Source organism: Paenibacillus sp. FSL H7-0918 (genome assembly GCF_038007025.1).
GTDB classification, from domain to species: Bacteria; Bacillota; Bacilli; order Paenibacillales; family Paenibacillaceae; genus Paenibacillus_AQ; species Paenibacillus_AQ odorifer.
In genome coordinates this window covers 883,495-903,722 of record NZ_JBBOWJ010000002.1, presented here as the reverse complement: position 1 = coordinate 903,722, position 20,228 = coordinate 883,495, and the positions used below count along the sequence as shown (strand labels likewise).

Here is a 20,228-nt window from a genome sequence, read left to right as displayed (position 1 = left end):
GGTTCCTTTTTTAACTGGCAGACTCTTATCCTCTAGTGATTTTCGGAAAAAAGGGTATATGTGGTAAACTAGGTTATAGATGAAAGGAAGTGAGACTATGTCGAATACAGAAATATTGATGGAGCCTGTTGCCCGCCTGCAGGGAGTCACCAAAAAAATCGGCTCGAAAACGCTGGTGAGCGATTTAACGCTGGACATCCCGCCTGGACAAATCTTCGGTTTTTTGGGACCCAACGGAGCAGGTAAGACTACTACAATACGGATGATGGTAGGATTGATTTCCATTAGTCGTGGAGACATCTTGATCTGTGGCCGTAGTATTAAAAACCATTTTGAAGAGGCTATCGCAAATATAGGGGCCATTGTAGAAAATCCAGAGATGTACAAGTTCCTCACCGGTTATCAGAATCTGCGCCAATATGCACGGATGGTGCCAGGGGTAACAAAGCAACGGATAGATGAGGTTGTCGAGCTAGTCGGACTAGGTCAAAGAATTCATGACAAAGTTAAGACCTATTCGCTAGGTATGCGTCAGAGGCTGGGAGTGGCTCAAGCACTGCTGCACAGACCCAAGCTGCTGATTCTAGATGAGCCAACCAACGGGCTGGACCCACAAGGGATACGCGAGCTCCGAGACTATTTACGCCGTTTATGTCAGGAAGAAGGAACAACTGTATTCGTCTCCAGTCATTTACTTTCCGAGATGGAGCTCATGTGTGACAGCGTTGCGATTATCCAAAATGGACGACTGGTGGATGTGAAGCAGCTGAAAGGGGTAGGCAATACTGTAATGCCTCTGGGAGAAACCTTGTTCGAGGTTGATAATGCTGAGGCTGCGTTAGCCCTCATTGGACGTGGAGTATTTAAGAGTGGGGGACTTGTGCTTGAGGCAGAGCGTGAGGAGATTGCAGAATTAAATGCCAAGCTAGTGGCAGGTGGGATTAAGGTGTATAACATCAGAACCCTTGCCCGTACGCTGGAGGATCAATTCTTAGAGGTTACAGGAGGTGAAGGAATTGGGTGAGTTTACAGCTCTCATACATAATGAGAATATCAAAATATACAGCCGTGTCCGCACATGGATTATGCTGCTTATTCTTGCAGTGATGAGCGTGCTGCTTCCTGCGCTTATTTATTTCACAAGCGAAGGCGATTCATCGCTTATGGGGCTTTGGGACAACTTTCAGATGACGGTGAGTATTGCGTTCTTCTTGAATACAATCTTTACCGTTGTAGTGGCTTCTGACTCCGTAGCGGGCGAATTTACCTGGGGAACCATTAAGCTGCTGCTGATTCGCCCGTGGAGTCGCTCCAAGATCCTGCTCTCGAAATATATTTCCATGGTGTTATTCAGTTTGCTTAGCACCGCAGTATTGATTGCTTTTGGGTTTGGTGCTTCGTTAATCTTCTCCTCATCTTCGGGAGATACGATGTCATCCATTACGGCTTGGAGTCCAGCGGAATATTCCTTCCTAGATCTCCTATGTCGTTACATTGAGCTTTTCCTGACTGCTGCTCTGGCTTTCATGGTATCTAGCGTATTCCGCGCAAGTGGGCTGGCTATTGGATTATCCTTATTTATTATGTTTGCCAAGAGTATTTTTACGGTTATTTTTAGTCCAGAACGGTTTGAATGGGCCCAATACTTAATCTTCACACATATGGATCTAAGAGGTTACCTATTGTCGGATACGGGTCCGGGGGGCTCAACACTTGGCTTCTCCATAGCTGTATTAGCGGTGTACTATATCCTATTCCTGGCCATTTCCTGGATTGTCTTCCGTAAAAGGGACGTTGCTTCATAGAAATAAGTCTAGCCGGCTTCAAGTGTTCCTTGAGCTTTGGAGGAGCGCTTGGCTGCCTTGTCCTTTTTCATATTACTTTTGGGCTCACCTGCTTTTTCAGAGGTGGGCTGTTCTTGCATGGCAATGGAGCCATTCAGGAGGCTGCCTTCCATAATGCTAAGTGCTCCTGCTGAAATATTGCCATGCAATTCTCCGGTTCCGGTCATAATGAGTCTGCGATCAGCCGTAACATCCCCGTATACTTTGCCGGCAATCACGATTTCTTCCGCTTTAATACTGGAGCGCACTGTTCCTTCTTCTCCTACAGTCACGACACCACTGCAAATAATCTCACCGCTAAAGGTACCCTCAATCCGCAGGTTTGTATCACATTGCACCTTACCCTCCAGTGTTCCTCCATGCCCAATTAGGGAATCGGTAGATTTAAAGGGGACACGCTGCTGCCGTTTGTTCCACATTTATAAATTCCTCCTATTTTGAAATTAAATGCAACCCTTTAGGGTTTGACATACGCCAAAGGGTTGACTGTTTTATTCTGCTTCACAACCTGAAAATGAAGATGAGGACCTGTGCTTCGGCCAGTGCTTCCAAGCAAGCCGATTTTCTGCCCTTTGCTAACCTTGTCTCCCGCAGATACGATCATTCCGTTCAAATGCATGTACCAGGTTTCCAATCCATTTGAATGCTTAATCACGATGTATTTTCCGCGTGCGCCCATTTGTTCCGCAGTAATAACCTCGCCATCTAAGGCAGCATATACAGGATCACCGATGTTCCCAGCAATATCGACACCGGAATGGAACGCAGACAAACCTTTGAATGGATCTGAGCGGTAACCGAAGCTTGAAGAAATGACTTTGGACTCGGTAGGCCAGAGCGGTACAGCGTTAAGTTTAGCCTTTTCTGCACGGGCCTTTTGAGCTTGCAGATTTGCCTGTACGTTATTCTCATGCTCTGCCTGTGTGATCGTCTGTGTGATACTTTCCACCATTTCATCAAGCATCCCGTGAATCTCCTCAAAGTCATCCTTAGTTTCTTCCACCAAGCTCGTAGCGTCGTTCTGATACACCGCGATGTATTCTCCACCAACCTGCGGGGTGAGTGTTTTTGGAAGGGCTGCGGTGATGGCCCCAAAGCGGAAACTTATGGCGGATAGAGAAGTGGAAGATGAGTTCTCTTCTGTACTCTGCTTAAAGGAAGTCTCTTTAGGAACAGGAGAAGAAAGACGGTTCGATAAACCTAATGTTGAATTTGAAGTGGCCGATCCAGCTTTTGATTTTTCTGTTGCGGATTTCTCCGGTTGAGATTCATTCGTGTCTGTAGCGGCAGCAGCACCTTTGCTTTTGTTAATCAATGCTTGCAGCTCCTGTTCCAGTGCATTTACACTCTTCAGCTTGTCTTTAATGTTATCTGCCTCTTCCGAAAGTTCGCTGACCTGGCTACGAAGCTGTGTTAAATCTTTATCCTTGTCGGCGACCTTCATTTCCATGCGGAGATTGGTTAGCGATAGTGCGGCTGCCTCGGCTTCTAGCTGTGAGATGGACTGAGAGGCATGGAAATGCATAGAGGTGACCAGACTGGAGATAGACAGGGCTGCTGCTGCCGGTAAGGCGAACGCTAGCGGTTTGGAGATGTGGAGCTGTTTGACTGGACGTCCGGCATCCCTTACGACAAGCAGCGTAATCCGTTTATGATCTGGCTGACTCTTCATGGCTTCTCCTTTCTGCGGCTTATGGCAGCCGCTTGCGATACCTGAGGCTAACGATTTTTCTTCCATTAGGCTCATCCGAATTGTCCTACTACTCTATGTATTCCATATCTTTCAGGAACATGACAACGGTTTGTTTGAATAAAGAAGGAGAGTTACGGCAAAACCTGTACTAGAGTCATCGCAGAGAGTCTATTGCATCTGTTTTTATTAATTGAGGGGGTAGAGAATTGAAGATTTTCGCGATAATTCTAATTCTTTTTATCATACAGATTGCATTGATTGTATTTCTGGAGTACCGACGCCCGCAAAGGGCTATAGCATGGTTGTTTATTTCCTTCTGTTGTCCACCGCTCGGTCTGGCATTCTATTATTTTCTAGGTCGTGACTACAGACAGAATAGAAAATTGAACAAAAGATGTACTTCACTCTTCCGGGAAATCCGTTCGTATGTCACTGGTAAGATTAAGGTAGTAAAACAAGCGTCGGATACTGGAAACGCTCAGTTTGAGAATAACGAGGGTTTATTGGTTTTGCTTGCAAAGCTCTCGGAAGGGCCTATTACAGGCCATAACAAAAGCAGAGTGCTGTCAACTGCAAGAGAAGCTTACGACGCTATGCTGGAAGCCATGGAAGAGGCAAAAGAACATATCCACATGCAATTTTATATTTATCGTGATGATGAGATCGGAGAACAGTTTCAGGACGTTATGATTCGAAAGGCGCGGCAGGGAGTAAAGGTGCGTTTGCTTTGTGATGGACTGGGCAGTCATCGATTAAGCCGTAGGTTTATTCGAACCCTGAGAAATGCCGGGGTGGAGTTCCACTTTTTTTTACCTCCGATTAGTTCTTTACTGGATCGTCGGTTTAATTTCCGCAATCATCGGAAGATCCTAGTGGTGGACGGATTGATTGGTTTTACGGGGGGAATGAATATCGGTGATGATTACTTAGGAAAGGACGCCAAGATGGGTTACTGGCGCGATACCCATCTGCGTTTAGAAGGAGATTCTGTTTATTATATTCAGTATGTCTTCCTGAAGGATTGGAGACTGGCCTCTGGTGAAGGTATGAGTCATCCTCGTTTGTTCCCTGAGCACTCTTGCAAGGAGCAAGAGGCCGTGCAGATTGTAGGAAGTGGACCGGATGCTGCGATTGATGCTTCTCAGGAGATGTATTTTGCCGCTTTTTGCTCTGCTAGGGAACGGATCTGGATTACTTCACCGTATTTTATTCCGGACCCTGCGATTTGTCGTGCTTTGAAGAGTGCAGTCCTTCGTGGAGTGGATGTTAGAATCATCATTCCGGCAAAGCCTGATAATAAGCTTGTTTATCATGCTTCTTTGTCTTATCTGGAGAATTTACAAGATGCAGGCGTGAAGTTCTATCGCTACACCAAAGGATTTATGCATGCTAAAGTCATGATTGTGGATGATCTGCTGGGTACGGTGGGAAGTGCGAATCTGGATATGCGCAGCTTCTATTCTAATTTCGAAATGACAGCGGTTTTGCTGCATCCTGAGACGATAGCAGAGCTAGTCGCGGGTTTTGAAAAGGATCAAAAGAACAGTGAATTCATTGATCCTGTAAAATTTAAGGAGAGAGGGAGAATTGTCAAACTCGGTGAAGGGCTATGTCAGTTGTTATCACCGCTGTTATGACCGGAAAGAGGACTAAATCTGAATTTTTCGAAGGATAGTACGTGTTCCATTCATTATTAGAGCATATTTTGTGATATAATAATTGTATAAGAAGAAATGTAAGAAAGTATAGATTGTAGTTATACTTCCGAATGTTTCAAAACTATACTGTTAAATTGTAGGGGGAGTTCTATGAATGTGAGTCCACAAATGTTTACCAAAGAGGAGCAGAACAAACTGCAGAAGACCGGTGCCCATAAAATGGCTAAGTTCGCGCAGCGTATGATCATGTTATCCGTAGGGGCCGCCATGATGGCTGTTGCACTTGAGATATTCCTAGTACCTAATCAAATGATTGATGGCGGGATTACCGGTATCTCCATTATTTTATCACATTTATTTGACATTCCTCTGGGTATATTATTGACACTGCTCAACCTTCCGTTCCTGTTAATCGGTTATAAGCAAATCGGTAAGACATTTGCCTTATCTACCTTATATGCGATTTTACTTATGTCTATCGGCACTTCAATGCTGCATCATGTAGAGGCCTTTACAGTTGAACCGATGCTTGCTGCCGTGTTTGGCGGTATCATTCTAGGTGTAGGTGTTGGATTGGTTGTACGTTTCGGGGGATCTCTAGACGGTACAGAAATTGTTGCGATTTTGGTAGCCAAGAAGCTTCCCTTCTCTGTAGGTGAAGTAGTTATGTTCTTCAACCTGTTCATCTTGTCCGGAGCTGGATTTGTGTTCGGTTGGAATAACGCGATGTTCTCCCTGATTGCTTATTATATTGCATTTAAGGTTATTGACATCACCCTTGAGGGTCTGGATCAATCGAAATCAGTATGGATTATCAGTGATAAATTCCGCGATATCGGGGAAGCTCTGACTGAGCGTCTTGGACGTGGTGTTACTTATTTAGATGGAGAAGGCGGATTTTCCGGTGAGAACAAGAAAGTGATCTTTGTAGTTATCACCCGTCTGGAAGAAGCTAAGCTTAAAACCATTGTTGAAGATTGGGATTCTGATGCATTCATCGCAATAGGTAACATCCATGATGTTAAAGGTGGCCGCTTCAAGAAGAAATCCATCCACTAGCGTAGCTCTTAAGTATCATTAACTGAAAGAAGGTATTTTTACGGATAAAAAAGCAATAAATACGGTGAACAAAGCTCGGCCTGCCGTATTCTTATATAGTATACCTTCTGTCCTTGAGTGGGACGCCAAATAAGCTCGTAGCATGTAGTTGATGCTGCGGGCTTATTGCTGTTTTTAGGGTCTTTTTTCTATGGGATTGCTCCTTTATGGGAGCTTAGCAATGAGCTGTTCAACGGGCTGTGGGGGCACTTTCTCTAAAAGATCTCCCATACGCAGAAGGCGTTCCTCGATATTGAGCAGATGAAAATTAGAGGGAGATACATTTTGCTGAACCTCCTCCCAGAGCAAGGGTGTAGAAACTGTAGCAAATGGTCTTGCGCGTGGTGTGTAAGGTGCAGCTAATGTTTTGCCGCTATAATGCTGAAGGTAGTCAAAATAAATTTTATCTCCGCGATTCTTTTTTAGACGTTCCAGGGTGAACAGGTTGGGATGCTTTTCGGTGACATAACGACCCACAAAATGCCCGATTTTCCGCAATCCATCAAAAGTAACGCCAGTCTCGATAGGGACGATGATTTGCACCCCGGTAGCACCGGAGGTTTTGGGTACAGAGGAGAGGCCAAGGGAGGTTAAGACCCCTCCAACGATCGCAGTTGCTTCCATGATGCGAGGTTCGATTTCAAGTGACGGATCAAGATCAATCATCCACTCACAGGGCAGCTCGCTGCCTACATAATGCAGGGAAGGGTGGAATTCCAAAGCGGCGAGATTTCCCAGCCAAATCAGCTCAGGTAAACCTTGCAGCTTGATATAGTTAATATTCTCGTGCACAGCGGTTTGGACAAAGGCCGGAAGCGGATCAGGTGCATTTTTTTGATAAAAGGACATTCCAGAGATGCCGTGCGGATAACGAATGACGGTAAGCAGCCGGTCTCGGCAATAACGCAGCAGATAGGGAGAGAGTGCAGCGAGCTTTTGCAGATAAATCCGTTTGGTAATGCCACATTCGGGCCACAGCAGCTTCTCTGGGTTAGTGATGATGATTTCTTCTCCGTCTATGGTAATTGTACCTTTGATCGCTGCCGGCATCGGGGAAACTCCTTTCTGTGATAGGAATGAAGGTATTATGTGTCAGTCTGCTCCTTTTCATGAAAAAAATATTCCCATAGTGTCCCTTTTGGATGATCATAAGACTTATAAGGATATACGTTAATGAGAAAGGGGAGTTTGCTGATTTTGGACGGGATCGAGCACACTGTTGTTCGGGTACAGGCAGGCGAGGTAGATTCCTATGCCTTGATCGTCGAGGCTTTTCAAAAGCCGATTTACCGCTATTGCTGTCGGCTGCTTGGGAGCCGTACTGAAGCGGAGGATGCAGTACAGGAAATTCTGGTAAAGGCATATCAGCATATAGGCACATACCGCCCTATCGCGAGCTTCTCTTCATGGCTATATAAAATTGCCTACCATCATTGCCTCAGTCTGATCCGCAAACGTCAAAGCCAAATAAAGTTTATGGCGCTTTTTCAACCAGATCCGCCTGCAGAAAGCCCGGAACAGTTGATGGACCGTTACATATTTAACGAACATCTGACTTTTGCCCTCGAGAAGCTGAAGACAGAGGAGCGAAACCTGTTAGTACTTAGAATCTTTGAGGAACAGAGCTTCCCGGAGATTGCGGAGATTCTGGATAAGAATACTGATGCTGTGAAGAAAAAATACAGGCGAACGATTACGAAGCTTGGCAAAATGCTGAATGCTCAGAAAGGGGGAACGGAATGGTGCGGCAACGAGGCTTTGTTGAAGAGAAAATGATCAAGAAAATGGATGCGGTAGGGAGCTGCGAAGAGCTGGATGTAAAAGCAGCTGTTATGAAGCGGGTAAGAGCAATTCATGAACAACAGAATAGGATTGACGGTGAAAGGACGAACATCGTTATCGAGCTGAATCCGTTTCCAGAACCGGAAGATCCTATTATGCAGAAGCAAAAAGAGATGCCCCAACACCCGTCTAGGTTTAGAAAAAGAGTGCTCACTGGAGTCTCCGCGGCTGTATTGCTGGGGATTATCGGGTTGGGTGCTTTTCAGCTATCTGCTGATGGAGATTTATCGGAACAAGGTAGCCAGGTTACAATTGATATCTCAAAACCCCAAGGTGGTATTATTACACTAGTGAACAGCGGAGGGAAGGCTGTTGTGAAGACGGTGCATAATAATACGCCTGATCCGACAACCTCGCCTGCGATAGAAAAGTATCAGAGCTTATCTATGACTTATAAAGAGCAAGTGCTTGCTCGTTTAAACACTGGGGAAATGGCTGCTTATTATGTGAAGGATGCTGAATTAAATAAGCTGGAGTTAGGGTTAGGCTATGGAAATCAATTGCAGTTTGCTTTTATTTCGCCGGTGTATTCGAAATATCAAGACTTCGTAAAAGAATTAAAAACGGTTGGCGATTTCTGGCCAGGGTTGCCTTCCTCGTTAGCTGATGGTTATGAATTCGAGCAAGGAACTTTTAATGCAGCTCCCCTATACAAGTCGCTAGACACAGAATATGAAGAAATCCTTGAACAATTTCAAAAAAAGGCTACAACCGATAAAACTGGACAAAACTTGTTTATGGAGAAGATAGCTGCAAATTCCATAGATAATGCTGAGGTTACCTACCACAACGGAGATCAAAGAATTACACTATCCTTAAGGCAGAGTGTTTTTAAGGGTTATAACATGCAAGTGTCTATCTTGGAAGGCCAGACTGCTGAAAAATGGTCTGTGACAGGTACAGGTAAAGAGGCAATATTTATCGCGGCGGGTACTGGAAAAGGGAAGAATGCCTGGTCTTCTCAGAATCGATTGTATTGGTATGATGAAGTCACCCAGATGGTTTTTTCTCTAAGCGACAAGCAGGAGAGTAAACTGACTCGTGAGCAATGGCAAAAGATTGCCACCAGTTTTATTCACTAGCTACTGTTCTAACTGTACATTAGGAGAAGCTGTCTCAAAAGTAGTGAATTCTACTTGGGAGGCAGCTTTTTTATGGAATAGGGGAATAATGGATTTTACTGTGCCATGTGACGATATGCCACGCGTAGAGTTCTATGTTAATGGTTGGGGCGGTGGGCGATGTGCGATGTGCTATGTATGATTTTCGTGCGGCTTGCAGTAGATGATTTGTGGAATTAGTGGTATATGTGACGGTGGACTATGGGCGATACGTTCTGTGTTTGTGCAATGTATAGAATGCTTTAAACTAATTAGGGAAAAACTCCCTGAAAATAGCCGCTATTTGCTCTAAATGAACGAAATCAGGGAATTCCTCCCTAATAATCAGGAGAATTGCTTTATTCGTTGCCGAATTGGCTGAATTTCAGGGAAGTTTTCCCTAATTATAGGTCCAATGAACAGAAATATCTGAGGTTTAGGGAGAAATTCCTCAATTGTTCTATAAGTACTTCACTTATTGCATCATTAGGAGCGTCACTTGATGCGTCACTTGTAATGTTAAGAACAAAAAAGAGGCTTTCCCAAGCAACTATTTCATGGCTTTTGGGACAGCCTCTTTTTTGTGAGAAAATGTCCCTTTTTCTAATGTTGGATTGTTATAGAAGTGTAGTTAAAAAACAGGGGTGAAAATACATTTACCTTATTGAAGGAGAGGATGTTAGAAATTGAAGCTCCATTATGATTTCAAAAAAACAGTTATCGCGTTCTCTGCAGCAATCTTGCTGGGAACAGGAGTGGCCGGGGGTGTGGATGTACCCGGCTTGTCTCTTACAATTGCGGCGGCATCAGGAGCGCAGGTTGCCTCACAAACCGATCAGAAGACCCAAAAGGAATTGCAGGCACTCGTAGCTGGAGTGAAGGAAGGTACGCTTTTGGCCTACTACGTACGGGATAAAGTCTCCAATCCACAGGATGCGATCAGCTTCTCTGGCAAAGGGTTTGTTTTTAAGGACTATAAATCCTTTGCTGCGAAGTTTAAAGCGCTAAGGGGTCCGTCTATTCCGCAGCCCGGAAATCTTCCTAAAGGCTTCACTCTGGCGAGAGCCATCATCTATCCACCGGCTGTAGCTAATGATTCAGAGCTGTATTTGCAACTAGAGCAGGAATTGAAGGCAGCAGCGGTTGCTGGTAATTCTAATAAACAGTTGTTTAGTAAAATCATCAGCTGGAACCAGACGAATTTGTCTATGCAGCTGTATGCCAAAGGAAAAGCCAATTTTAGCATTGTAACTGGGTCGCCGCCCGCCAAACTTCCGGAAGGAGCGGTACCTTTTGTAAGAGCCTCGGAATCTAAGAAAGAATTAACGGTCAACGGCAGGAAAGTAGTACTTACAACTGATTCCGCTAAAGACGCAAGCTTTAACACAAAGCTAGTATGGCTGGATAACTCAGGCACGATACAATATACCCTTTCAGACAATCGGGCCAGTACGCTGACGACAAATGAAATGCTGGCGGTAGCTAAAACCATGATCAAATAACCAAGGGGCTAAAGGAGGATATTATAATGATGATTAAGAAAAGCGCGGCGATTACAGCCTTAAGCTTATTAGTATTGATAAGTGCGGTGAGTGGAACAGCAGGCGCAGTGCCTGCGGGGAGTAATAATAAAAGTAAAGCTACAGCACCCGTTGAGCAGAATACGCCCATATCTTCAACGATTGAAGCTTTGATTGCCAAAGAAAATACAGTTCCCTTACAAGCAGGCGAACTTAAGATCCTGTATGTAAATGATAAGAAATCTAATCCACATGAAACCTTGAGTATAAGCTATATGCCATATAGATTCAGTTCTATAAACGAAGCGGCGCAGAAGTTACTTTCATTAAGCGGGAAGTCACTCCTGATACCTACTTCTCTACCAGAGGATTATAAGTTACAGGATGTCGTTTTAAATCCGGTGATTCCAATGTTTTTTAGCTCAGAGTATAAAACCCTTAGGGATCAGTTAAAAGCTAAAGCCCAAGCTGGTGGTAAAAAGGTGATTTCGCAAAGCTTGAAGTGGAGCAATACAGAAACCTCTATCACCTATCTACGAAATGGAGAGAGGTTGAATTTAAGATCTGCACCTGCATACACGCTACCGGAAGGGGTGACTTTGGCCCAGCTGCCTGGGGATCAGGATGAGAGCTTGACCCTCAACGGGGTTGAGGCGATTTACACAGTTTTTGGGCCTCATCACGGTGATCTTAAAGTCCAGCTGGTATGGTCCAGTGCTGATGGAAGTGTCGATTATACACTTACGAGTACAAAAAATACTGCGCAGACAAAGGCAGAGCTTGAGGCCCTTGTAACAAGTTTTACAGCACAATAAGAAACGTCCTCCCATTTCAGATTGGGAGGACGTTCTTTTATCCTTTTTGCTCCATTGTGCATGCCTCCGGGGGAAGATTCACTTTAGCTTGAGTAACAGGCTGACGCAGAGTGCCCGAGGTGTTCCATTCCAGAAAATGAACTTTGAAGACGAGCTCCGGCTTTATCCAAAAAGCATCCTTACCTCGTTGTGGAACATCTGCAAAGGGCATCCGATCCAGCTTAAGGCGGTGTGCCTCCGCAGTTAAGTCGCGTTTATCCTGCACAGTCAATTTTCCCGGACCGGCATGTCCGATATAATGCAAATTTCCTTTATCATCATAAAGACCAAGAAGCAGTGCGTTGACGATACCGTCACGGAACGTCACACCCCCGGCTACAGCTGTAATATCAGAACTGATTTTGCGTTTCTGCCAACGTTTATCTTTTCCGCCCGGAGCATAAGTGCTGTTGATGTCCTTGCAGACGATTCCTTCCAAGCCCTGGTTCTGAGTGGCGGCGAACAGTTCTGTAGGATCGGTATAACTTGGCACAGCTTGAACATGGGGATGCGGCAGCAGAATGTCACTTAACAGCTGCTGCCGCAAGAATAATGGTTGATCCATCGTCGATTGGCCATTATAAAACAGAATATCAAATATCATATAAATGACAGGAACCTGATGCCTAACGACGGAAATCGTGGAACCATTTTTCAAACTGTCCCTCCGCATCACCTCATGAAATGAGGGTTTGCCGTCCTTGAGCGCGATAATCTCACCATCAAGAATCACGGAGTCAGCCTTGCAGTAAGCAGATACATCAATAAGTTCTGGATATTGCGTGGTACGGTAATTGCCACGTCTGTTAATAAGCTGAGTAGTGCTTCCATCGTAATAGGACAACATCCGTACGCCGTCCCATTTAATTTGTGCGATCCACTGGTCACCTGCTGGAAGCTGCCCAGCCAGTATAGGTTCAAAAGGAATAATGGGCTGAAGCTTCATCCGCAGAGCCTCCTAAGATACGGTTGTTTTGCTTTTCGTGCTGCGGCGTTTCGGTTTTGGCGTGATGACTGGAGTCGGCCCGGAGACCTCGTTTTGCTGCTCCGCAGGTTCCGCGGCGGTTGTTTTGGTCTTGGCTGTTTTTCTTTTGGCAGCAGGAGCCGCTTTAGTTTTGGTTTTTGTGTTGCCTGTTAATGAAGGACCAGGGTCTGAAGGAATATGCTGCACAGCTTGAATACTAGCCTGCAAGGCAGCCATTAGATCAATCACATTGCTTTCCTGTTTAGCAGGAGCGATATGAAATTCCTCGCCTGCAATTTTATGTGAGATCAGATCAAGCATACGCTGGCGATAATCATCGGTATATTTTGCCGGATCAAAAGGAGTGGATAGCTGTGAGATCAGCAGCTTAGCCATTTCCAGCTCTTTATCGTTCACTGTCCCTGCTTCGGGCAGACCAGGCACTTGCGAGATCGGCCGCACCTCATCAGGATAAAAAATGGTCTCAATCGCAAGGCAATCCTCAAGCACACGGATCGCTGCCAGACTGCTTTTTGAGCGGATTGAAATTTTGGCGATACCAATTTTACCTGTCTGCTTCATGGCCTCCATAAGAAGTCGATAAGCATTTGAGCCTGCCTGATCCGGGGATAAATAATAGGTTTTTTGAAAATAAATCGGATCGATTTCCGTCAGGTCTACAAAGTCGAGAATGGAGATGCTTTTACTGGTCTCGTCGGATAGTTGATCCAATTCCTCTTTGTCGAAGAGCACAAACTTCCCTTTTTCATACTCATATCCTTTACCGATCTCTTCCCAAGCTACCTCTTTGTCACACACCGGGCATTTGCGTACATACGACAGCGGGCTGCCACACTCCTTATGGATATAACGCAGAGAAATGTCCTTGTCTTCCGTAGCGGAGAACATTTTAACCGGAACATGCACAAGCCCGAAGCTGATGGCTCCTTTCCAAACGGTATGCATGAGAAACACCTCCTGATCTAAGTTGATTTGCTTTGGGTTAGTATGAGGCAGGAAAGGCTTTTCTAGCCGGGTGCATTTTTTGAGAAGCTTGGGAAAAAATAAACTCGGACCTGTGAAGTTGAGGAGGAGAATCTAAGGTATGGAACCAAGAGATAACGAATGGAGCGATGCGCTGAGCGAGCAGGATATTCCGGCCACAGTTGTGGATTGGGAGAGCATTATTGCGTCCACGGAGGCCAGTCAGGTTTCCGATTCGGAAAAGCTAGATGCGGAACGAACCCTCGAAGATACGTCACCCTTAGAATCGTAAACTTTAGGAAAGATAAAGGAGGAGAACAGTTGTGGACGTCAAACGGGCACAGGATATTTATGCTTCTAAAGAAACTGTAAGTGTACATTTGGATGGGGAGCCTGTATGGATTGAACATGTGGATGAAGAGAACGGAATGGCTACGGTACAAGTTGGCTCTCGACCAACCAATACGCACACTGTGGGTGTTGAACGACTCGAAGAGCAAGAGCACTAACAAAGGTCTACTTAGAGCGTACGTTAAAGCTGAATTATAGTTTAAAAAAAAGAGACTTTTTATGCTTAAGTTTGCGTAAAGGTCTCTTTTTTGATTTGGAGCATAACTGACGTCAAGGTTGACGGTGTAAGATTTAAACCAATATATTGGATCAGGCAGGACAGTCCATTATTGTTGCGCTGTGTTCAGGAGTTATTGCCACAGTATTATTCTTTCAAGCTACAGATATGGTAGGAGCAGCATGAGCGGATTAGCGGCAGTCGAAGCCACCCAAACCCTAGAGGTATTATTCGCATTATTAAGTGAAATGTTGATCCTGTCTTCGCCTTCACCTTCTTTATTGTCATGGGGAGGAATCTTAGTCATTATCCTTGGAATGATACTACATAGCCTTTTCTCGCAGCGATCGGTATCGAAATCCAGCTTGACCACGCAAGTGAAGAAGAGGACTGTATCTCCTTCAGCTTAAACAATGGGCAGGGACAGTTGTTGCGGTGGATGCACCATACCGATATAATTGAATGTAATGGTTTTCGACAGGTATATTTTAAAAGGTGGTAGTTGTAGTTGGACAAAACAGTCGAAACGGTGTTCACTTACCGTTCTTACAATCTGCAGGATACGGAGCAACTGGCAAGTGCAATAGCTGCTGCTTCAACGGCAGGCATGGTTATCGGTTTGGACGGTGATCTAGGCGCAGGAAAAACGGCCTTCTCGCAAGGTTACGCTCGCCATCTTGGAGTGAAAGGGATCGTAAACAGTCCTACTTTTACTATTATTAAAGAGTACGAAGGTCGTCTGCCGTTATATCACATGGATGTATATCGGATTTCACTTCAGGAAGCAGATGAGCTTGGATTGGATGAGTATTTCTATGGTCAGGGTGTTTGTTTGGTAGAATGGAGCAGTATTATTACGGAGTTAATGCCGCCGCGGCATATGCATATATACATGGAAACAGTTGGACCGGAGGAACGAATCATTACGGTGACCGGAATCGGGGAGCCTTATGGTGAGCTTTGCCGGGAGCTGATCCAGAAGTGGGGTTAATAAAAATGACGAACGAGAATACAGAGCCGCGCAAGCGGCTTTTAGCGCTGGATACATCAACTGCCGTATTGGGGGTTGCAGTGACCGAGAATGGAGAATTATTGCATGAAATTAATGCTTCCGGTGAACGGAATCATTCGGTGCATTTGCTGCCGATTATAGAGCAGGCGCTGCAAGCTTCGGGAACAACCGTTGCTAATCTGGGCGGGATTGCGGTTGGTGTGGGCCCGGGATCTTATACGGGAACACGGATCGCGGTTACCGCTGCCAAAACACTGGCTTGGGCATGGAATGTCCCGGTAGTTGGTATTTCGAGCCTGCATGCTGTGGCATGGGGTGGGTATGAAACAGCCCTTAAGAATAAGACGACAGCAGAGTCAGGACAAGCCACTGCGAACAGTGGCTACGGTCCAGATTGGATCATTCCACTGATGGATGCGCGTCGGGGACAGGTTTACACAGGATTATTCGCAGCGGATGGGAATAGTTCTCTTAGCCGCCTTGAACCTGATGCCATCCGGTTGATGGCCGACTGGGTGGAGTACTTGGCAGAACGTTTACAACAGGCTTCAGCTGAAGGAACTAAACCAGCTATTCTATGGTTTGTTGGAGAAACCGCTGTACATGGCAGCGAAGAATCACTACATCCGCTGGCGGAACTCGGCACTTCTGTAGCTGTTCCATATGAGCTGGAGGGCCGCTGGACAGGCTTCCTTAGTGAAGCCCGGCTGCAAGTAGAGAATGATGATATTCATAGCTTGATCCCTAACTATACTCAGATTTCGGAAGCGGAGGCCAATCTGCGGTTAAGTAGTAAAGGAGGCTTAAAACGATGACGGAAGTGGAATCATTGAGAGCACAAGAGGCTGACCTTGTTTTTCGTCTGATGAAGCTGGAGGATATTCCGGACATTCTTATTATTGAGCGCGAAGCCTTTACCATGCCGTGGACGGAGGAAGCTTTCCGGAATGAGCTGACGCATAATCATTTTGCTAAATACATGGTTATGGAGCTGGCAGGTCATATAATTGGCTATGCTGGAATGTGGGCTATCGTGGATGAGGCGCATGTGACGAATATTGCCTTACTCGAAGCTTATCGTGGACGTAAATGGGGGGAGCGCCTGTTGGAGGAGTTAATGAATACTGCCTCTTACGTAGGCATGAAATCCATTACGCTTGAGGTGCGGGTATCCAATGAGGTAGCTCAGAATTTATATCGTAAAAAAGGCTTTCGTTCTGCCGGTACGCGCAAAGGATATTATTCCGATAATCGCGAGGATGCACTCATTATGTGGGCGGATCTACCGGAGTATAAGGAGCATGGCTATTTGGAAGGAAGCGTGGACTTGAAATGAAGACAGAAACGGGCGCAGCTCAACCTGTACTAATACTTGCTATAGAGACCAGTTGTGATGAAACCTCGGTGGCCGTGGTCAAAAACGGATCAGAAGTGTTATCCAACATCATCTCGAGTCAAATAGAGACACATCGTGCTTTTGGGGGCGTGGTGCCAGAAGTGGCTTCCCGTAAACATGTGGAGGTAATTACGCTCGTAATCGAGGAAGCGCTCGCCAAGGCAGGCGTTACACCCGAACAATTGACTGCGGTAGCGGTGACTCAAGGCCCGGGTTTGGTGGGAGCTTTACTGGTCGGGGTAGTAGCAGCTAAAAGCCTTGCTCTTGCATGGGGCAAGCCGTTAATTGGCACGCATCATATTGCAGGCCACATCTATGCTAACCGCCTGGTTGCAGAGTTGCAGTATCCATGTATGACACTAGTGGTGTCAGGTGGACATACTGAACTGGTTCATATGGAGCGTGAGGGTGAGTTTCGAATTATCGGCCGCACGCGTGATGATGCTGTAGGTGAAGCATATGATAAAGTGGCTCGGGCGCTAGGGTTCCCTTATCCCGGCGGACCCCATGTAGATCGCCTGGCACGCGAAGCGACGGAAGTTGTTGCTTTGCCGCGGGTATGGCTGGAGCCGAACTCTTATGATTTCAGCTTCAGCGGTCTAAAATCGGCGGTGCTGAATGTGGTAAATCAGAGCAAAATGAAAGGTCTTGAACCCAATGTCGCAGGCATCGCCCGGGGGTTCCAAGAATCCGTAGTTGAAGTGCTGGTGGAAAAGGCGGTACGCGCCGTTAAAGCCACTAACTCCAGACAGTTATTGCTCTGTGGGGGGGTCGCTGCTAATGGTGGACTCCGCTCGGCATTAATTTCGCGCTGTGAAACGGAGGGCATTGAACTTATTATTCCTCCACCGGTGTATTGCACGGATAATGCGGCGATGATTGGAGCGGCTGCATACGTGAAGTGGCAGCATGACGGTGGAATACCGCTGGATATGGTAGCTGACCCTGGATTCTCACTGGAACAATGGTCTGTATCTGCCTATTGACATCATTTGGAGCTAACGAGTATAATCAGTTCAATTAAACAAGCAAACGCGATGAGCGGAAGTAGTAAGGATACTCTGGGATAAGAGAACTGCGGGTGGGTGCAACGCAGTCGAAGGAGTCCTGAACTCGTCTGGGAGCGGAGCGGTGGAAGCATTACTGGCAATTGTCGCCGGAACGTTTGTACACCGTTTACGGGTAACCTCCGTGATAGGGTGGTCTAGTACCTAACATACTGGACCGTAGAGTGGATGTTCAATTGGAATCGGCAGGAACTTAGCCGATACAGAGCATCAACAAGAGTGGTACCGCGAAGGTTAACAGCCTGTCGTCTCTTGAATGAGATGGCAGGCTTTTTTGTATGGATTTAGAGTGGTGAGTAATTTATATAATACACGCTAAGAACGGGAGTAGTAGAGTTTGACGGTGAACAGAGAGCTGCGGGTTGGTGCGACGCAGTCACCGGATTTCTTGAAGCTCGCCCGGGAGCGGAGCGGCGGAACAAGAGTACGCTGCCTACGGCTGTCCTCGTTATCGGACCTTTCCGGATTTAAGCTGGCATGCCAGCTTGAACCGGGAAGAAGAGCTGGACGCAGCTTTGAGGCTTGTTATTAGTGACAGCCGATGCGTCAAAAAGAGTGGTACCGCGGAGGGGTAACCCGCCGTCTCTTTATTAGAGACGGCGGGTTTTTGCGTTCTTGTAGAAGAAGTCCGGGGAATGGACTCAACGCTACATAAGACGCCAAAAGTGAACACTCTGCACATTGTGCAGAGATTCATTTGTTACAGCTGCCGGCAGCAGTGGGTGGGAAATGAGCAGAACCGCAAGTCGACGTGTGGTTCTGCGCTGAAGCATAGGATAGAGATAAGGCATCCAATTACATGAAAACAAAACTAGGAGGAATTCAGATGATTATTCCAGTTAAGAAACGTATTCAAATTTTCGATACGACCCTGCGTGACGGTGAGCAGGCCCCTGGGGCTAGTCTGACTCCTGAGCAAAAAATATTGCTGGCTTATAAGCTAGCTGATCTGGGTGTTGATGTAATGGAGCCGGGGTTCCCGGTATCGAGTCCTGGAGATTTTGCAGCGGTGCAGACGATTTCGCGCAAGGTGCGCAACGTGGAGATTTGTGGTTTCGCACGGGCCGTAAAAGGGGACATCGATGCTGCAGTCCGGGCCACTCAAGATGCTGAACGTCGGCGGATTCACTTGTTTATCTCCTCTTCTGATATTCATTTGCAGCATCAACTGCGTATGAGCAGAGCTGAAGTCGTAGCTAAAGCGCGTGAGATGACGGCTTATGCGCGACAATTCTGTGATGTAGTTGAATTCACGGCCATGGACGCTGCGCGGACAGGGATTGATGATCTGATTGAAATGGTTGAGGCAGTTATAGAGGAAGGGGCCTCCATTATTAACCTGCCGGATACAGTAGGATACGCATTGCCACATGAATATGGCGAGATGTTCCGGAGAGTGCGGCAGGGAGCAAGAGGTGGTGGCAAGGTCAGCTATAGTGCCCACTGTCATAATGACTTGGGGCTGGCTGTAGCTAACAGTCTGGCAGCGATTGATGGAGGGGCGACTCAGATAGAAGTCACCGTGAACGGTGTAGGCGAGCGCACAGGGAACTGCGCACTGGAAGAGCTTGTTATGGCGCTTGAAACCCGCGGCGATGCAATCGGTGCAGAAACAGGTATCGTGCTGGATAAACTGTATGATACTTCCCGGCTGATTAGTGGAGCGATGCATTTCCCAATCGCCTATAACAAGCCGGTCGTCGGAAGAAATGCCTTCCAGCATGAGTCCGGGATTCATCAGGATGGCCTGCTCAAGGATCGTAGTACCTATGAGATTATGGATCCCGAACGGCTGGGCATCCCCCGCAGCATGATCATTCTGGGCAAACATTCTGGCAGACATGCGCTGAAGGATCGGGCTGCGAAGTATGGAATAACGCTGGAGCCTGCGGAGCTGGATGCACTTTATGAGTCCTTTAAAGAGACCGCTGACCGTCAAAAGGTCGTCAGTGATGACCAGCTGCTGCAAATGGTAAGCAGTACAACTGGACAACAAGCTCAGGTCTATGAGCTGGGTGAGGTTCAGGTATTGGCGGGCAGTGCCCAGCGCCGTGTAGCTGCAGTTACGGTACGCCATCTGCAGACTGGCCGGGAAACGTCACATACCAGCACTGGCGAAGGCCCGCTTGAAGCGATTATCGCCGCTATTGGGCAAGGGATCGCTGAGGAGATAGACTTTGCAGGACTCGAGCTTCATTCGCTTGGAAGCGGAGAGAATGCGCAAGCAGAAGCAGCGGTGATGGTGGAGTGGGAGGGCCTTAAATTCAGAGGCACGGCCACTCACCAAGATATAATTATGGCGGCAGGCATCGCTTATATCGCAGCCTGTAATGCCGCCCTGCTCTCTACACAGATTGTCTAAAATACGACGTGCCCGCTGTCAGTTTAGGAGATAGCGGGTTCTTTTTTAGCAGAAAATCAGTCTTGTAAAATGGGGTTACGTCTTTTGTCAAGTTGTGGACAACGTTATCCACATATTCTGCCTGAGTTGTGTAAAAAGTGCGTAAAATCAGCAATAACGGCTTTTTTTAAAATGCTCTAATAAACAATTTTGTTGGCAATGAAACACTGTGAGAATTGTGGATAATGTGGATAGATCAGTGGATAATAATTCCTTTTCCTTGAAAA

The 20,228-nt window shown here is 46.4% G+C and carries 20 protein-coding genes, 1 pseudogene and 2 other annotated features; of the genes and pseudogenes, 16 read left to right on the top strand and 5 right to left on the bottom strand.

Annotated features, from left to right (window positions below):
- Positions 1-97: 97 nt before the first annotated feature.
- Positions 98-1,024: an ABC transporter ATP-binding protein gene (locus MHI15_RS18055; RefSeq protein ID WP_232061156.1), complete on the top strand. Its 927-nt coding sequence runs from the start codon at positions 98-100 to the stop codon at positions 1,022-1,024.
- The gene (locus tag MHI15_RS18050; protein WP_076185050.1) at positions 1,017-1,805 is read left to right on the top strand and encodes an ABC transporter permease; all 789 of its coding nucleotides are present in this window, start codon (positions 1,017-1,019) and stop codon (positions 1,803-1,805) included. The genes MHI15_RS18055 and MHI15_RS18050 overlap by 8 nt, the downstream gene beginning before the upstream one ends.
- Before the next feature lie 8 nt (positions 1,806-1,813).
- Here the strand turns inward: MHI15_RS18050 and MHI15_RS18045 are convergent, their stop codons facing one another.
- Entirely contained in the window at positions 1,814-2,263 is a 450-nt protein-coding gene (locus tag MHI15_RS18045; RefSeq protein WP_038568928.1) for a bactofilin family protein, read from the bottom strand.
- 38 nt (positions 2,264-2,301) lie between these two features.
- Positions 2,302-3,582, bottom strand: coding sequence for a M23 family metallopeptidase (locus MHI15_RS18040; RefSeq protein WP_076185051.1), 1,281 nt, complete (start codon positions 3,580-3,582; stop codon positions 2,302-2,304).
- Between the two features lie 161 nt (positions 3,583-3,743).
- On the opposite strand from MHI15_RS18040, the gene cls reads away from it, so the two are divergent.
- Both cls and MHI15_RS18030 read left to right on the top strand, forming a co-directional pair.
- Complete coding sequence (gene cls / locus MHI15_RS18035; protein ID WP_076129238.1) at positions 3,744-5,174, top strand: cardiolipin synthase; 1,431 nt, start codon at positions 3,744-3,746, stop codon at positions 5,172-5,174.
- A 240-nt stretch (positions 5,175-5,414) separates the two neighbouring features.
- Positions 5,415-6,254, top strand: coding sequence for a YitT family protein (locus MHI15_RS18030; RefSeq protein WP_248547977.1), 840 nt, complete (start codon positions 5,415-5,417; stop codon positions 6,252-6,254).
- 204 nt (positions 6,255-6,458) lie between these two features.
- Here the strand turns inward: MHI15_RS18030 and ligD are convergent, their stop codons facing one another.
- A complete protein-coding gene (ligD, locus tag MHI15_RS18025; protein ID WP_076185052.1) occupies positions 6,459-7,343 on the bottom strand; it encodes a non-homologous end-joining DNA ligase in 885 nt (294 codons plus the stop codon).
- A gap of 123 nt (positions 7,344-7,466) precedes the next feature.
- On the opposite strand from ligD, the gene MHI15_RS18020 reads away from it, so the two are divergent.
- From MHI15_RS18020 to MHI15_RS18005, 4 genes are all read left to right on the top strand, one after another.
- Positions 7,467-8,069, top strand: a complete 603-nt coding sequence (locus tag MHI15_RS18020; protein WP_256717243.1) for an RNA polymerase sigma factor — start codon at positions 7,467-7,469, stop codon at positions 8,067-8,069.
- Positions 8,033-9,217: a hypothetical protein gene (locus MHI15_RS18015; protein WP_076194211.1), complete on the top strand. Its 1,185-nt coding sequence runs from the start codon at positions 8,033-8,035 to the stop codon at positions 9,215-9,217. Before MHI15_RS18020 ends, MHI15_RS18015 begins: the two co-directional genes overlap by 37 nt.
- A gap of 704 nt (positions 9,218-9,921) precedes the next feature.
- Entirely contained in the window at positions 9,922-10,737 is an 816-nt protein-coding gene (locus tag MHI15_RS18010; RefSeq protein WP_076194215.1) for a hypothetical protein, read from the top strand.
- Positions 10,738-10,763: 26 nt separating this feature from the next.
- Positions 10,764-11,570, top strand: coding sequence for a hypothetical protein (locus MHI15_RS18005; RefSeq protein WP_076194217.1), 807 nt, complete (start codon positions 10,764-10,766; stop codon positions 11,568-11,570).
- A gap of 37 nt (positions 11,571-11,607) precedes the next feature.
- Here the strand turns inward: MHI15_RS18005 and MHI15_RS18000 are convergent, their stop codons facing one another.
- Both MHI15_RS18000 and ku read right to left on the bottom strand, forming a co-directional pair.
- Positions 11,608-12,555 carry an ATP-dependent DNA ligase gene (locus MHI15_RS18000; RefSeq protein WP_076194219.1) on the bottom strand — a complete coding sequence of 316 codons (948 nt, stop codon included), beginning with the start codon at positions 12,553-12,555 and terminating at the stop codon, positions 11,608-11,610.
- Between the two features lie 12 nt (positions 12,556-12,567).
- Positions 12,568-13,539: a non-homologous end joining protein Ku gene (gene ku / locus MHI15_RS17995; protein ID WP_076185058.1), complete on the bottom strand. Its 972-nt coding sequence runs from the start codon at positions 13,537-13,539 to the stop codon at positions 12,568-12,570.
- A gap of 139 nt (positions 13,540-13,678) precedes the next feature.
- Between ku and MHI15_RS17990 the strand changes: the two genes are divergently transcribed.
- From MHI15_RS17990 to MHI15_RS17955, 8 genes and pseudogenes are all read left to right on the top strand, one after another.
- Positions 13,679-13,849 (top strand): hypothetical protein, encoded by a 171-nt coding sequence (locus MHI15_RS17990; protein WP_175617343.1) that lies wholly within the window; start codon positions 13,679-13,681, stop codon positions 13,847-13,849.
- 31 nt (positions 13,850-13,880) lie between these two features.
- Positions 13,881-14,066 (top strand): H-type small acid-soluble spore protein, encoded by a 186-nt coding sequence (locus tag MHI15_RS17985; protein ID WP_036676525.1) that lies wholly within the window; start codon positions 13,881-13,883, stop codon positions 14,064-14,066.
- A gap of 149 nt (positions 14,067-14,215) precedes the next feature.
- Positions 14,216-14,535 (top strand): annotated as a pseudogene (locus tag MHI15_RS17980) (multidrug resistance efflux transporter family protein); the annotation flags it as partial.
- Between the two features lie 98 nt (positions 14,536-14,633).
- Positions 14,634-15,116, top strand: coding sequence for a tRNA (adenosine(37)-N6)-threonylcarbamoyltransferase complex ATPase subunit type 1 TsaE (tsaE, locus tag MHI15_RS17975; protein WP_076137213.1), 483 nt, complete (start codon positions 14,634-14,636; stop codon positions 15,114-15,116).
- 5 nt (positions 15,117-15,121) lie between these two features.
- Positions 15,122-15,952 (top strand): tRNA (adenosine(37)-N6)-threonylcarbamoyltransferase complex dimerization subunit type 1 TsaB, encoded by an 831-nt coding sequence (gene tsaB, locus MHI15_RS17970; protein WP_076282079.1) that lies wholly within the window; start codon positions 15,122-15,124, stop codon positions 15,950-15,952.
- Entirely contained in the window at positions 15,949-16,473 is a 525-nt protein-coding gene (rimI, locus tag MHI15_RS17965) for a ribosomal protein S18-alanine N-acetyltransferase (protein ID WP_036676521.1), read from the top strand. Before tsaB ends, rimI begins: the two co-directional genes overlap by 4 nt.
- Positions 16,470-17,519 carry a tRNA (adenosine(37)-N6)-threonylcarbamoyltransferase complex transferase subunit TsaD gene (gene tsaD, locus MHI15_RS17960; RefSeq protein WP_076099403.1) on the top strand — a complete coding sequence of 350 codons (1,050 nt, stop codon included), beginning with the start codon at positions 16,470-16,472 and terminating at the stop codon, positions 17,517-17,519. The genes rimI and tsaD overlap by 4 nt, the downstream gene beginning before the upstream one ends.
- 42 nt (positions 17,520-17,561) lie before the next feature.
- Positions 17,562-17,856: a binding site (T-box leader), on the top strand.
- Positions 17,857-17,908: 52 nt separating this feature from the next.
- Positions 17,909-18,190 (top strand) — a binding site (T-box leader).
- A 236-nt stretch (positions 18,191-18,426) separates the two neighbouring features.
- Positions 18,427-19,962, top strand: coding sequence for a 2-isopropylmalate synthase (locus MHI15_RS17955; RefSeq protein ID WP_036676518.1), 1,536 nt, complete (start codon positions 18,427-18,429; stop codon positions 19,960-19,962).
- Positions 19,963-20,228: the final 266 nt, after the last annotated feature.

Bases quoted from the DNA above. Each gene is read 5' to 3' on its own strand.
- MHI15_RS18055 (WP_232061156.1), top strand. From the start codon at position 98: ATGTCGAATACAGAAATATTGATGGAGCCTGTTGCCCGCCTGCAGGGA.
- MHI15_RS18045 (WP_038568928.1), bottom strand. From the start codon at position 2,263: ATGTGGAACAAACGGCAGCAGCGTGTCCCCTTTAAATCTACCGATTCC.
- MHI15_RS18040 (WP_076185051.1), bottom strand. From the start codon at position 3,582: ATGGAAGAAAAATCGTTAGCCTCAGGTATCGCAAGCGGCTGCCATAAG.
- MHI15_RS18030 (WP_248547977.1), top strand. From the start codon at position 5,415: ATGGCTAAGTTCGCGCAGCGTATGATCATGTTATCCGTAGGGGCCGCC.
- ligD (WP_076185052.1), bottom strand. From the start codon at position 7,343: ATGCCGGCAGCGATCAAAGGTACAATTACCATAGACGGAGAAGAAATC.
- MHI15_RS18020 (WP_256717243.1), top strand. From the start codon at position 7,467: ATGAGAAAGGGGAGTTTGCTGATTTTGGACGGGATCGAGCACACTGTT.
- MHI15_RS18015 (WP_076194211.1), top strand. From the start codon at position 8,033: ATGGTGCGGCAACGAGGCTTTGTTGAAGAGAAAATGATCAAGAAAATG.
- MHI15_RS18005 (WP_076194217.1), top strand. From the start codon at position 10,764: ATGATGATTAAGAAAAGCGCGGCGATTACAGCCTTAAGCTTATTAGTA.
- MHI15_RS18000 (WP_076194219.1), bottom strand. From the start codon at position 12,555: ATGAAGCTTCAGCCCATTATTCCTTTTGAACCTATACTGGCTGGGCAG.
- ku (WP_076185058.1), bottom strand. From the start codon at position 13,539: ATGCATACCGTTTGGAAAGGAGCCATCAGCTTCGGGCTTGTGCATGTT.
- MHI15_RS17990 (WP_175617343.1), top strand. From the start codon at position 13,679: ATGGAACCAAGAGATAACGAATGGAGCGATGCGCTGAGCGAGCAGGAT.
- tsaB (WP_076282079.1), top strand. From the start codon at position 15,122: ATGACGAACGAGAATACAGAGCCGCGCAAGCGGCTTTTAGCGCTGGAT.
- rimI (WP_036676521.1), top strand. From the start codon at position 15,949: ATGACGGAAGTGGAATCATTGAGAGCACAAGAGGCTGACCTTGTTTTT.
- tsaD (WP_076099403.1), top strand. From the start codon at position 16,470: ATGAAGACAGAAACGGGCGCAGCTCAACCTGTACTAATACTTGCTATA.
- MHI15_RS17955 (WP_036676518.1), top strand. From the start codon at position 18,427: ATGATTATTCCAGTTAAGAAACGTATTCAAATTTTCGATACGACCCTG.